General features: G+C 32.6%; 18 protein-coding genes. 15 read left to right on the top strand and 3 right to left on the bottom strand.

The annotated features are described in order from the left end of the window. The 7 genes from X925_RS03895 to X925_RS03865 form a co-directional block, all read left to right on the top strand. Positions 1–364 (top strand): transposase (locus tag X925_RS03895; protein ID WP_146026682.1); only part of this gene is annotated, 364 nt, incomplete at its 5' end. A gap of 15 nt (positions 365–379) precedes the next feature. Then, positions 380–907: a DUF4162 domain-containing protein gene (locus X925_RS03890; protein ID WP_146026681.1), complete on the top strand. Its 528-nt coding sequence runs from the start codon at positions 380–382 to the stop codon at positions 905–907. After that, positions 904–1,716: an ABC transporter permease gene (locus X925_RS03885; RefSeq protein WP_012208500.1), complete on the top strand. Its 813-nt coding sequence runs from the start codon at positions 904–906 to the stop codon at positions 1,714–1,716. Before X925_RS03890 ends, X925_RS03885 begins: the two co-directional genes overlap by 4 nt. Before the next feature lie 85 nt (positions 1,717–1,801). Continuing rightward, a complete protein-coding gene (locus X925_RS03880; RefSeq protein ID WP_103078650.1) occupies positions 1,802–2,773 on the top strand; it encodes a hypothetical protein in 972 nt (323 codons plus the stop codon). Between the two features lie 13 nt (positions 2,774–2,786). Beyond that, positions 2,787–3,155: a GntR family transcriptional regulator gene (locus X925_RS03875; RefSeq protein ID WP_103078649.1), complete on the top strand. Its 369-nt coding sequence runs from the start codon at positions 2,787–2,789 to the stop codon at positions 3,153–3,155. After that, the gene (locus X925_RS03870) at positions 3,136–3,735 is read left to right on the top strand and encodes a hypothetical protein (RefSeq protein ID WP_121959177.1); all 600 of its coding nucleotides are present in this window, start codon (positions 3,136–3,138) and stop codon (positions 3,733–3,735) included. Before X925_RS03875 ends, X925_RS03870 begins: the two co-directional genes overlap by 20 nt. Continuing rightward, positions 3,732–4,556 (top strand): ABC transporter ATP-binding protein, encoded by an 825-nt coding sequence (locus X925_RS03865; protein ID WP_121514806.1) that lies wholly within the window; start codon positions 3,732–3,734, stop codon positions 4,554–4,556. Before X925_RS03870 ends, X925_RS03865 begins: the two co-directional genes overlap by 4 nt. A gap of 167 nt (positions 4,557–4,723) precedes the next feature. Here X925_RS03865 and X925_RS03860 read toward each other — a convergent pair whose 3' ends face one another. Then, the gene (locus X925_RS03860) at positions 4,724–4,906 is read right to left on the bottom strand and encodes a hypothetical protein (protein WP_121959176.1); all 183 of its coding nucleotides are present in this window, start codon (positions 4,904–4,906) and stop codon (positions 4,724–4,726) included. 3 nt (positions 4,907–4,909) lie between these two features. After that, on the bottom strand, positions 4,910–5,170 hold the full coding sequence (locus X925_RS03855; RefSeq protein WP_233187728.1) for a hypothetical protein: 261 nt from the start codon (positions 5,168–5,170) through the stop codon (positions 4,910–4,912). A gap of 367 nt (positions 5,171–5,537) precedes the next feature. On the opposite strand from X925_RS03855, the gene X925_RS10230 reads away from it, so the two are divergent. From X925_RS10230 to X925_RS10525, 8 genes are all read left to right on the top strand, one after another. Then, a complete protein-coding gene (locus X925_RS10230; RefSeq protein WP_158245397.1) occupies positions 5,538–5,681 on the top strand; it encodes a hypothetical protein in 144 nt (47 codons plus the stop codon). 179 nt (positions 5,682–5,860) lie between these two features. Then, the gene (locus X925_RS03850) at positions 5,861–6,085 is read left to right on the top strand and encodes a hypothetical protein (RefSeq protein WP_146026680.1); all 225 of its coding nucleotides are present in this window, start codon (positions 5,861–5,863) and stop codon (positions 6,083–6,085) included. A 201-nt stretch (positions 6,086–6,286) separates the two neighbouring features. Then, positions 6,287–7,735 carry a radical SAM protein gene (locus X925_RS03845; protein WP_121959174.1) on the top strand — a complete coding sequence of 483 codons (1,449 nt, stop codon included), beginning with the start codon at positions 6,287–6,289 and terminating at the stop codon, positions 7,733–7,735. Continuing rightward, positions 7,732–8,787 carry a radical SAM protein gene (locus X925_RS03840; RefSeq protein ID WP_158245396.1) on the top strand — a complete coding sequence of 352 codons (1,056 nt, stop codon included), beginning with the start codon at positions 7,732–7,734 and terminating at the stop codon, positions 8,785–8,787. The genes X925_RS03845 and X925_RS03840 overlap by 4 nt, the downstream gene beginning before the upstream one ends. A gap of 1 nt (position 8,788) precedes the next feature. Further along, the gene (locus tag X925_RS03835) at positions 8,789–9,754 is read left to right on the top strand and encodes an ABC transporter ATP-binding protein (RefSeq protein WP_121959172.1); all 966 of its coding nucleotides are present in this window, start codon (positions 8,789–8,791) and stop codon (positions 9,752–9,754) included. Beyond that, a complete protein-coding gene (locus tag X925_RS03830; RefSeq protein ID WP_121959171.1) occupies positions 9,751–10,410 on the top strand; it encodes a hypothetical protein in 660 nt (219 codons plus the stop codon). Before X925_RS03835 ends, X925_RS03830 begins: the two co-directional genes overlap by 4 nt. Next, positions 10,407–11,060: a hypothetical protein gene (locus tag X925_RS03825; RefSeq protein WP_121959170.1), complete on the top strand. Its 654-nt coding sequence runs from the start codon at positions 10,407–10,409 to the stop codon at positions 11,058–11,060. The genes X925_RS03830 and X925_RS03825 overlap by 4 nt, the downstream gene beginning before the upstream one ends. 12 nt (positions 11,061–11,072) lie before the next feature. Further along, positions 11,073–11,201 carry a hypothetical protein gene (locus X925_RS10525; protein ID WP_255408254.1) on the top strand — a complete coding sequence of 43 codons (129 nt, stop codon included), beginning with the start codon at positions 11,073–11,075 and terminating at the stop codon, positions 11,199–11,201. Between the two features lie 191 nt (positions 11,202–11,392). Here X925_RS10525 and X925_RS03820 read toward each other — a convergent pair. Further along, positions 11,393–13,028: hypothetical protein (locus X925_RS03820; protein ID WP_121959169.1), on the bottom strand; the 1,636-nt coding region annotated here is incomplete at its 5' end.

Below are 13,028 nucleotides of genomic sequence, written 5' to 3'. Positions count from 1 at the left end.
CCCCGAAGGGGGTTCAAGGAAAAACAACATCTTGACACAGTTCAAGCATACGGATTGGTACTTGAGTTTAAAAAAGATATTCGATTACAAGAAACCTTCTTATGCAGCTAAGTATTTTAAACGATGGTATGAAAAGGTAATGAAATCCAATATACCCGAAATGATTAAAGCCGCTAAGACTCTTTTAAATCACATAGAAGGTATCTTGTTGCACATAAAAACGAATATCTCTAACGGTAAAATAGAAGGTATGAACTCTAAACTTAGAGGATTTACTAAAAGGGCTTTTGGTTTTAAAACATTAAAGAATTTAAAAATCACTATCTTTATTGCCCTTGGTAAACTTAATTTAACTCCAGCTTAATTACCCACTATTTTCGTGATAGAACCGAAAAAACTTTCTTTAGCAAGAGCATTATTACATGATCCTAATGTATACATATTCGATGAACCAACATCTTCCATCGACCCAATAAGCGCAAGTGAGATAAGAGACATAATTCTATCTCTCAAGGATAAAAATAAAACTATTATACTTTCCACACACGATATGCATGAAGCAGAACTTCTTGCCGATAGGATAGGCATATTAAACAAAGGGAATATGCTCGCTGTTGATAAAAAAGAAAACTTAAAAAAAGTATTAAAAAAAGAAATAATAAAAGTGAAAATAGATAAAGGTATCAGTGAAGATTTAATCGCACAAGACGGCATCAAAGAAAAGATAAACCTATTTAGAAAGATAAAAGATGACGAATTTGAAATAGAAGTCGAAAATTCTTCAGAAGTACTTGATCAACTGATAGAAAAACTGAAAAACCAAGACAGAAAGATACTTACAATAAATGTTGAAACACCTTCAATAGAAGAAGTATTCATAAACTTTGTAAGGAATGATAAAAAATGAGTTTTTTAAAAAAATTATGGATATTCATTAAAAGAGGATTCATAACAAACTTCAGTTATAGAACGTACGCAATACTTGGAATAGCAAGTATGCTGATAGGTGTTTTAAGGTTTGGATTCATGGCTAATTTTTTGCAAGAAGGGAACACCTTCCCCATGCTCGAACCATACGGTGGAGACTTAATGGCATTTCTAATAACAGGAACAATGTATATGAGCTATGTCTCAGTTGCATTAGATTCTTTTAGAAATTCTATAAGGTCAGAACAAACAATGGGAACACTTGAATATTTATTGATGAGTAACACACCATTGTGGCAACTGTTAATATTCAATGGAATAAATAGTTTCATATGGACTACAATAAATGTAGGAGTTATTTTTTTGTTTCTGGTTTTGATATTCGATATTCAAATGACAATAAATATAATTTTATCGTTATTCATTTTAATACTTTCAATAATATGTATAAGTGGGATAGGTCTTATGAGTGCAGGAGTAATAATGGTAACAAAGATGGGAGATCCAATAAGTTGGATTTTTAGTACACTGTCTGGCCTTGTTAGTGGGGTACTATACCCAATATCCATATTACCAGCATGGTTGAGGAGTTTTTCATATTTTTTGCCGCCCACATATGCTTTAAGTGCATTGAGAAAGTCCTTACTGACAGGGGCCACCTTTGCTGATGTGAAGAACGAGATAATAGTTTTGATCATCATGAGTTTACTGACGATTCCTTTGGGATTGTTGTTGTTCAGATTCGGTTTCAATAAAGCAAGAGAAACAGGTAGTTTGATAGAGTATTAGACATTATTTAACTCAAAAAGTTGACTTTTTTGTACAATATGTGTTATAGTTAAATATAACAACAAAACATTGGAGGTGAATGTAAATGTACAGGTATAATTATTTGTTAAAGCTTGTTCTTGCAGTTGTTTTCAGTATTTCGGCTCTTTTTATACCTTCTCTCTTTTTGAAAATCATTTTTTCGACAGTTGCGATTGTTCTTCTGGCTCTTAACTTCAAAAGCTTTAAAATCTTGTTTGTTATTTTAGTGGTGGTTTTATTTGTGATACCAGCAAGTATTTTTTCTTATTTTATGAATTCCTATATAGATTGGGATAATTTATGGAATAATATTTTCAACTGGGAAGAATTATATAACCAAAACGATTATAGTTACAATTCTAATACTGAAGCAATCCAACCTGATATCTACATAGAAAGGGCTGAAAATTTACAAATTGAAGGAATAAATTTAGAAATAATTTTTGATGAAACGTCTGACCAGATTTACATTCCTAGTCAAATTAATCATAGGAGAAATGAAGATACACTAACATTAACATCAAACATTCAAGATCAAAAATATATCATAGTAATTGGCTCAAAAGTACCCTACAAAAACATAAGGATAAACTCAACAGGTTTAAATATGGGGGGGAATTTAGAAGTAGAAAATTTTGATTTAAATACCACTGGGCTTAATTTCAGTACGACGCTTGAAGCGAGTAATCTTTCGATAAATTCAACAGGTTTAAGTTTTGAGGGCAATATACACGTGGATCACGTCGAAGTCAATGCATCAGGGATTAGTTGGGATGGCTTGGTAGATGCCGAAGAGTTGACGCTAAACGGCGCTGGTATAGAAATTGATCTCTCAGTAATTAACGCAGAACATATCTATATTAACGGCGCAGCATTGACAGGTACCATACAATACATGGATAAATGGGTAGGTACGAGGTATTTATCAATTAAAGGGGCTTATGGTGATCTAGAACTTCTAGAACCTTCGGATAATGAAGGAAGGTTAAAGCTCGATACCCAAGGCAGAATTAAGATCAGAAGAAAAAAATATTGAAAGGGTTGTAAATATGCTGTATGAAGTAGATAAACACAGTGGGATACCATCTTATTTACAAATAATGAACCAAATAAAAAAGGAAATAATTATGGGAAATCTAAAAGAAGGTGATCAATTACCACCTGTTAGGGAGTTGAGTACAGTTTTCAAAGTCAACATAAACACGATTTTAAAAGCTTTAGATAAGTTAGAAACATCAGGATACATAGAAGCCCAACATGGAGTAGGTTTTTTTGTTTCAAAGAATATAGATTTAAAAAAAGGCATTGTTGATGAGATTAGAAATTGTGTAGAAAAATTAAAAAAGGAAGACATAGACCTAGAAACTATAAAATTAATTTTGGAGGAGGTTTGGAAAGATGGTCAATTTTCTGAATAAGTTGGAAGTGTACTTTCAAAAGGAGTTTACTGAAAAAAGTGGAAGAATATTTATATTCTCTTTGATTTTTTTATTTTTCATAACCTTTGATATACCGTTTTTAACGTTATTTTTCATATTCCTTTTCCTTACAAACATGATGGGACATGATTTAAGAAACGGAAAGTTCTCCCTTATAATATCCCTTCCTTATTCATACAGAGAGGTATTCTTCTCATCTTATATACTTTCCCTGCTCTTGATAGTTATACCGAGTTCTATTGGGCTAGCCTTTTTTAACTTTGGAAGTTTGTACTTATCAATTGCACTGTTAAAGATCTTGAGTGTCATAATATTTGCAACCGCTTATTTTGCTATTATTATAATCTCTGTTACATTAGGGGGAGATACCTTTGGGATACCATTTTTGATATTGATTGTTGATGGGATCCTTGGGGCAATTGGTTCCAGTTATGCCGTAAATCCCTATAAATATATTAGTCCATCATATCAAGGGAATGTTTGGGCAAGTTTGATATTTTCTGTGTTTCTTTTACTCATATCTTTATATCTGTTTGAAAAAAGAGGTGTACAAAAATGATAGTAGAAGTGAAAGACTTAGTTAAAAGTTTCAATTCAAAACCGATATTGAACAAGATCAATTTTAACGTAAATGAGGGTGAAATCTTTTCTCTAATAGGTCCCAATGGTGCAGGGAAAACAACAACTTTGAGATGTCTATACGGTGAATTGAAACCAAACAATGGTGAGATAAAGCTTTTTTCTGAAAAAATAACTCCTAAGATAAAAGCAAAGGTTTCGGTGATGACAGAAGATAGATTGACATTTTCTAATTTTAAAGGAAGTGATTACCTGAAAATTTGGAGTATGTTGTATCCTAACTTCAACGAGGAAACATTTTCTAATTTTGTTTTACATTACAACCTCGACATAAACCAAAAAGTGGAAAGATATTCCATGGGTATGAAAACATTGTTTTATTTGGCACTAACAATATCCAGTAACGCCGATCTTTTGCTCTTAGACGAACCAACTCAGAACCTTGATCCCGTTATAAGGTCGGAGGCTTTAAAAATTTTAAGAAATTATGCAAATGAAACGAACAAGACGATAATCATATCTTCTCACGAAATATATGAGCTCGAGGAAATATCCTCATCTTTTGCAATTATAAAAGAAGGTAAAATATTATATACAGACGATATGGATTCTGCTAAAGAAAAGCACAGGATGATAAGAAAAGGTGAACCCATTCCAAGTGGTGAAGTTGTTGCTAACTTTGAAGAAGAGGTATTGGTAAAAACTGAAGAAGAGATTGGAAGATTTGCGACATTTAACGAAATTGTTCTGGGATATTTAAGAAGTATTCAAGCTTTCACCCCTTTTGAAATTAAAAAATAACGGTTCTCTTTCTCCCTTTTCAAAAAATAAAAAATTCTTCCCTAAATCTAAACAACCAGTCTCTGTCACTTGAAGGATTAAAAATTAAAGATAAAACTATATTTGCAAAATTGATCACAAAACTAATGATAGAATCAAAAAAGACGCCCAACATGGGCGTTTTTCAATTAAAATTTGCCAATAATTTCCACCAACTCTTCTCTCTCTTCCCCTTCAAAAACATAAAAAGAAATAGCAGAAGGCTTTCTTTTCAACGTGTATTTTTTCACGAATGGATTAATCTCTTTTGGTACTTTCGGTGTGAATTCTTTTGGTATATCTTTTAAATCATAGTACCTTAAATGCTTCAATGTTTAAACGAGCTGCTTCTTCGTATCTTTCTTCGTTAAAAGATAATACAAACCACCTTTTTTCAGCCCCTTTATCTCTTCATCTATTATCTCAAGGGCTTCATCGTATTTAACATCCCATTTTAATTTTAAAACGTTTATGTAATTGATGATGTTTTTATTTTTATCTGATCTATCACTTTCTAAATAATGAACAACATAATTCAAAATTGGCCTTATAAACTGTCCTTTACTCACAATTTTATCCAGTAGTTTAATGTTCATTTCTCAACCCTCTTTCCTTTACCCAATAGCAACAAAAATATAAAATAAAATTTACTTCAAAAACCCTTTCTTTGGAATGTTAAGAACTCTTGAAGCTTCTATATTTTATTCTAAATTTTATTATATCGTAACTCTTTCATAGTAACTAAAAGAAAAGGCAAAGGCATTATATCCGATAAAAACCATCGTAAATAATTTTAACGTAAGTTTTTTTGCCCGATCTCTGTAATAATTTATCAATACATATTTGAAGCCAATAAAAAAACACTTGAAAATCATATGGAAAAGGGTATGATTAAAATGAGGGATTGGATTATTTGAAATTTTAGTCTTAAATTAAAAGGATAACCTAAGGGGGTGAAAGAGGATGAAGAAATTTTTTGTCGTTTTGTTGATCACTGGTCTGCTATTGAGTGGTATATTTGTTTTTGGAGGAGATGATGATGGAATAGATAAGACAAGTGGTTTAGAACCCACAGAGATTGTAAATGTTGTGGAAGAAGTAGAGTAAATGCTTGATGGATGTATTTACTTTGTATGAATATACAACATTTGAAAAAGCTTAGAAGATTTAAGAAAGTATCTAGATGAGTTTTTGAAGAAAAATATTGTGAGGATAGGAATTAATTGCCGGCAAGAAGTAACCCTGCAGGGAAAGTAGTAAAAATAAAAATGAAAGGAGGGAAGGGAATGCAAGAAATTGGCGGAGCGCAACCCTTAGCAACGTGTACTGGATGTGCAGCTTGTGCCGCATGTGCGGCATGTCTTGGCTGCATATCTTGTAGTGCTTGTGCACCACTACCTCCTTTGGCAGCGGGAGCAATCGCTGCAGCAGCTACTGCCGTCATAGCTAGTGCCGTTAGTGCTGCTGTTACAGCCGCAGTTCAAATAGCTCATGAATGGCAAAATCCGTAATTTGAACAAAAATGAGTAGAGCTGAAAAGCTCTACTCTTTCAGATTAGTCTAATATGGGTAATAGCTAAGCGGAATAAACCTGTAGTACACATTTTGACAATACATTAAGGAAAAGTAAAAAATGGACAAATTAAGTAAAGAGTTTTTACGGTGTTTGAAAACAAAAAATAAAGATTAAATCTTAATGAAGGTGATAAAAAATGGGAGAAAATATATTAGAATTTGAGACAGAAAAGGGCAACAAATATGTGTATGATGATTCTACCGGAATGGTCTTTCCAGCAAAAGCGAAGGAGGGAATTTCTAACTCGGATTTTTATTGGGGGAAGTTTGTTCAAAAATGGCGAAGAGAAGGGATTTTTAAGAAAGATGTAGTGAATGTAGAGATTACCGAGGAAAAAATCCAAGAGCATCTTATAGCAAATGGGAATGGGTTCAAGCATCTCATTCTTATTATCACAGATAACTGCAATCTGAGATGTAAATATTGTATCTTCTCAGAAAATTATAAACTACATCGAGGATATTCATTAGAAAGTATGGATTTTACAATTGCAAAAAAAGCTGTGGATTACTATTTGAAAAATTTTGACGAAGTTCGTAGAAGAAATCCAGAAAGAAAACCAGTCATTGGATTTTATGGAGGAGAGCCATTGCTTAACTTTGACCTGATAAAAGAAGTAGTGGGTTATATTTCTAATATTGGATATAAACCTTTTTACAATATCACAACTAATGGGACACTTCTTTTAGGTGAAAAATTGGACTTTCTTGTACAAAATGATTTCTCTATTTCCATTAGTCTTGATGGTCCGAAAGAAGAACAAGATAGAAACAGAGTTTTTTCAAACGGGAAAGGGACTTTTGAAACAGTAATGAAGAATATCAAGGAATTTAAAAAAAAGTATCCAGATTATCTTAAATGCGGTATTGTGTCGGTATACGATCTCAAAACAGATTTTCAGAAGTGTAAAAACTTCTTTGACCAGAATCAAGAAAATTTACCCCCAATTATACGAATTGATCCAGTGAAGACTCAAGAAACTAGCTACTACGAACAATTTACAATAGAAGATGTTGAAAAAAGCAAAAAGCAACTTGAGGATTTGCGGGAAAAATGGGTGAGGGAAATTTTGCCTGGAAAAGAAGTGTTGGAATATGGTGGAATTTTGTTCGGAGTTTCATATGCTAATCTCCTTATAAGACCTATAGGTAAGACTGTTAGATCCTCTCTTATGCCCTATACAGGTGCTTGTATCCCAGGGGATAAAATTGCAGTTAGACCTAATGGTATAATCAACATTTGTGAAAGGATTTCAGATAACTTCCCAATAGGTAATGTACAAACAGGTTTAGATTATCGATTGATCAAGAGTTATTTAGAAAATTATATCAGTAATATATGCAAAAATTGCGATGAGTGTCCAGTATCAAGACTTTGTTCACTTTGTTTTTCACAATGCGGAGGAGAGAGGAATTTTGAGAAACAACCATCAAATATTTGTGAAATCATAAAAGAAAATAAAAAAAAGGAGTTATCAGATCTTTATACTCTTTTAGAATCAAATCCTGAGTTATATTCTAAACTCAGTACCAACTATTATCGAGAACTAATAAATAGATTTGAATGGCAGGAGGGGTTATTATGATATTCAGATTGAACCCCGAATGTTACTTAGTAAAAGGGGCAAAAAGAAGTGCAATATATGACCTAATCGAAGGTAAACTTTATTCTCTCGATGAAGAAAAGAGTGCCAGGCTGTCATATTGTGAAATGAACAATCCAGTTACAAAAGATGATTTTTTATTAAAACTTGAAGAAATGGGGATGGGCACATTTTATGAACAACCAATATATATTGAGAAATACAGAAATTGGTCGTCTGCTGAGCTTGTGACCATTTGGCATCCTGCACCAGTCCTGTATCTTGCTCAACTTCAGATTACAAACATATGCAATTTAAATTGTCCTTTTTGTGGCAAAAGGTGGTGCCCAGAATGTACAAAATTAGATGTAACTTCAGAAGAACTTAGCGTTAGTAAGTGGAAAGAGATAATTACTCAGCTTTCGGATTTAAAATGTCAGAATGTGATATTTACCGGTGGTGAGGCGACGTTGTATGAAAGGCTCGAAGAAATCATAACATTTTCGAAAGGGAGAGGGCTCAATACATTTGTTGTTACTAATGGTTTAGAAATTCCAGAATTTATAAAAAATGAAAATGTCATCCTTAATCTATTTCCTACTACACATCAAAAATATCAAAAGATATTCGAAAATGTAAAGAGCATAAATAATCTAGTGATAAACAGTTATGTGAATATTCCTGATACATTCAAAAATCTCGGGAAACCCATATATAGAAAAATGTTTGATTTTTCTCCCATAACAAAGGAGGATTTGTTGGCTTGTAGAATAGAGGATTTTAACCTACGACTTCATTACGATGTTGGACTTTTTGGAAGATTGACAATAACCTCTTCAGGAATTCTTATACCATGCTTTGAGTTATTTCAACCTTTAGGGGATCTAAAGAAGGAAAAACTTGGAGATTGCATACCAAAACTTATTGATTACTGGGAAATAAATAAGGATAAAACGGAATGCAAAATCTGTGAGTTCAGATACGCTTGTCCTGTTTGTTTGCCTAGAACAGGGAAAAGATGCAATTACATACCACAGGAAGGGAGATGGATTTGATATGGATATTATAGAAATAAAAAATCTTTGCAAAGAATACAGAGGAAAAGAAGAGCCTGCTTTGAAGAATATAAACATCTCAATTAAAGAAGGAGAAGCTTTTGGATTGTTGGGACCTAATGGCGCGGGTAAAACAACCATGGTTAGACTGATTTTAAACATTTTAAAACCAACTAACGGTACAATAAAGGTATTTGGTGTTGATGTTACAACAAAGGAATATGACAAGAAGAGAAAAAAGATTGGCTTCATGCTTGAGAGTTTGGGTGTATCTTACATCCTTACGGGATATGAAAACATGGAATTCTTTGACAGGATATATTATGAAGATGCTAGTCCCAGTGAAAGGAAAGAAAGGATTGAAAGTCTTCTTACTTTTGCAGGGTTGTGGAAAGTAAAGGATAAACCCGTTGCCACATATTCCCATGGTATGACCAGAAGATTAACCCTTGCCAGGGCTCTTATCTGTGATCCCACTTTAATTTTTCTCGATGAACCTACGCTTGGATTGGATCCTGAAGCAAGAACGTTGATAAGAGAAATGCTTCTTGCTCTCAAAAAAGAAGGAAAGACAATATTTCTGACATCCCATGATCTTGAAGAAGTAGAAAAGATATGTTCGAATATAGCGATTATAAACCATGGCGAGATGGTAGCACAAGGTTCTTATGAAGAACTAAAAAGTCGTTTCAGTGCAAGAAGAACTGTTGTAAAAGTAAAAGAAGTTGGGCCTTGGGTAGAAGAATTAAGTAAGGAAATGAAAATAGAAATCGATGGTAATACGATTTACATCGAAGGGAATGATTCTGGAAGAATATTTGAAGTATTGGCAAAAGCCGGTGTAAAAGTTCAGGAGATGAAAACAGAAGAAGAAGGGTTGGAAGATCTATATTTAAAGCTATTAAAATCCGAACCAGAAGCTAGAAAAGGTCTTGTAACGAGAGCATTAAAAGGGGTGAAAAGATGAATGCAATCCTATGGAAAGATCTCACTGTTTTAAAAAAATCCAAGGGTTCCTTTCTTTTTTCAATAATACTTGGCTTATTTATAGCTATTTCATCCTTAATATCAATTGAAAAATTCCAGCAAAGTTATTCAAATCTAATACTATTGATTCCTTTAATCGTTGGGTTTAACTTAAATAACAAAATATTTTTTATGGAAATTTCAGATAGATCGTTAGAAAGTATCCTTGCCACGCATTATTCAGTCAGAAAAATACTTCTTATTAAGGCACGTTTAATAACGATTGTTTCCATATGTCTGGGGTGGATAATCCTTTTTATTTCAACATTCATTTCCTGGATAATGTATAATGAGATTGTAATTCCTTCAATAAATAATCTTCTGATCTTAGCAATAGCGGTTCCCTTTGTCTTTAGTATAGAGGGTTTGGTGGGGAGTTGTTACTGGTTCTTTGCAAACATCACAGTTACCACACTTATTAACTCAGGAGTCTTTATATTTGCGGTTCTCTTTTTGAATCTGAGTGCTTTTTTCTTAACTTACTCACTCAGGTTAATGGTTATAATAACACTGATCGTTTCAGCGATTTTGATCGCTATATTCTTAGGAATCATAAGGAAAATAAATAAAGAAAAGGTGGCTATAGCAAGACTATGAAAATAAAAATAGACGCCATATTGTGGAAAGATCTCATCTTTTTAAAAAAGGGAATAAAAACTTTGATTGTAAGCCTGGCTATGATGATAGGTATGACATGTATTATTGGAATCGTTAATCCTTCTTTAGAAGTTCTATTACCCTTTTTATCTTTGCTATTCACCACCATGATTTTTGGGATATGTGAAAATGCGAGAGAAATGATGAGTGGTTTTCTCGAAGCAATCGCATCGACTCATCTCTCACTGAAAAAAGTTTTCTTTAAGGATATTTTGTTTTCAGCTATTATTGGAATGATTTTATCAATTTTTACGTTCTTAGTATCAATAATAATCTTAAAGACATTCGGTTATGAAGCTGTATTTTCGCATTTGGGCTCAGTTTTGATCCTTTCTTTATTTACGTCTATAGGGAGTTTGGGGATACAAAGAGAAGGCGGGATTTCATTGCTTTCTTCAAATACCTTTTTCAATAAGCTTTTAGGTTTTGTAACATTACCTTTTTATCTTTTTTCTTTTCTTATATTTTTTATAGATTGGGCGTATACGGTTCTTTGGATTATGTCAATTATCGGCGTAGTTATTTTTTGGATTCTATCCTTCTTTGGGAGAGAGAACAAAGAAGCTGTCATTAATTTATGGGGTGTGTAGAGAAAGTCTCCTGTGACAGAACAGTTCAACGACATACTGTTATGGATACTGTTAGGAGCAGGGGTATTTTTATTTTTCTTCACAGTAATAGCGGGGAAAAAGATAACAAAAGAGACTGTAGTGTTAACAATTCCAGATTAAAGATATTTGAGAATAGAGTATATAATGGGGGGAGTACTCTCAGCTGTCAAAGTCAGGAAGATTCTCCATCTATATACGATGGGGGTTTTAAAATTGATCACAGCTATTTGTTTTCTTCTTCGTGTTTTTGAATTTCAATTGTAGTGTAAATACTTAATACATAGTTGACTCCTCAATGGGCGTTTTTTCAATTAAAATTTGCCAATAATTTCCACCAACTCTTCTCTCTCTTCCCCTTCAAAAACATAAAAAGAAATAGCAGAAGGCTTTCTTTTCAACGTGTATTTTTTCACGAATGGATCAATCTCTTTTGGTACTTTCGGTGTGAATTCTTTGGGTATATCCTTTAAATCATAGTACCTACCGTAATTCATTATGAATTTTTCTACTGTCTTTTTTTGCCTTGTATCAAGTCCAATGTAATTTCCAATGAACTCTTTTAAATTCTTTTTATTCAAGTCTTTCATAAACCTTTTTACAACTTCTTTCCTTCCCAAATAAAAGGAATGTTCGTTAAAGGTTATATTTTTGTTTGTGTAGATTTTTGGTTCTTGAACGTTTGTTGGTAAAGAATCAAAATCTATCTTTGGATTTCTTTCAAAGGTAGAGTTTATTAACTCTTTCGTGTAGTAATCACATCTTTGTTCAATTAGACTCCCGTCTTGTATCTCTTTAATTATCTTTTTTAGATCAATCTCTTCTTTGTAGCAATGAACGAGGTAAGAGGTAAAGAGTTCTGATATTTGTCTTTCTTTTGGAAGGTTTTTAAACTTTTCAAGGTTTATCTCAAACTTCTTATCTATATCCTTCTTTTTCAATTCTTTGATTATGCATATAGGTGTGGATGTATCTATTTCAAACTCAAGAGCATCTAATATGTTTCTCAAGGTATTTGGTTGAATGTACTTTGTCTTTGCAGATAAAAACTCTTTCAACGTTTTTTCAGAAACGTTCATTGAGTCTATGGGTATCTTTTCTTTTCCTATCTCTTTCCTTATGAAAGCTCTTAGTTTTGGTGTACTTCTATGTTGGTTGTTATCCAAATTGAATACAAAGTATTTTAATTGGTTAATGATATTTTTAAAAGTATTTTTTATCGATTCACTTTCCGCTTTGTTTAGTTGAGATAAACACTTTGAAAAGATAAAGGCAGATTCATAAACCAAAGGATCTTTGTTACTCTTCTGTACTTGAAATATAGTATCAAGGGAATTGAAAACTTTAAAGTTATCATCATCGAAATAGTAACCAAGGTAGAATCCCAATGGAAAAGTAAAAGCTAAAGACTTTTCTTTGTTTGCATCTTTCAACCACCAAGATATATTGTTTAAAGCTTGTACCATGCCAGAAGGATGTGGAATAGTTTTTAAAACCTTAAATGCTTCAACGTTCAAAGAAACGGCTTCATTGTATTGCTCTTCGTTCTTTTTCCTTCTTGCTTTTGATAGTAATATGAAGCCTTTATCAACAGGGTTTTGTTCGTAATTCTCACTCCAATATCTTATCTTTTCCATATTTTCATCGGGTTCATAATACAATTCATGTATATTTCTTAAAGTTTCTACAACAAGGCCTCTGACATAAACAGGTATATTATCAAAATTATCCTTTAGCTCATCGAATACTTTTTTAACATCCTCTTTTTGTTTGATTCTATTCAATATATGAATTTTTTGATCCAAAAAAAGATAATACAAAGCACCTTTTTTTAACTTTTGTAACTCTTCATCTATTATCTCAAGGGCTTCATCGTATTTAACATCCCATTTTAATTTCAAAACGTTTATGTAATTGACGATGTTTTTATTTGGTTCTCTTCCAAAAAGT

Origin of the sequence: Petrotoga sp. 9T1HF07.CasAA.8.2 (genome assembly GCF_002895585.1) — a bacterium.
Lineage (GTDB): Bacteria > Thermotogota > Thermotogae > Petrotogales > Petrotogaceae > Petrotoga > Petrotoga mobilis.
The sequence above is the reverse complement of the archived record's forward strand: the minus strand, read 5'-3'. Positions and strand labels throughout refer to the sequence as shown.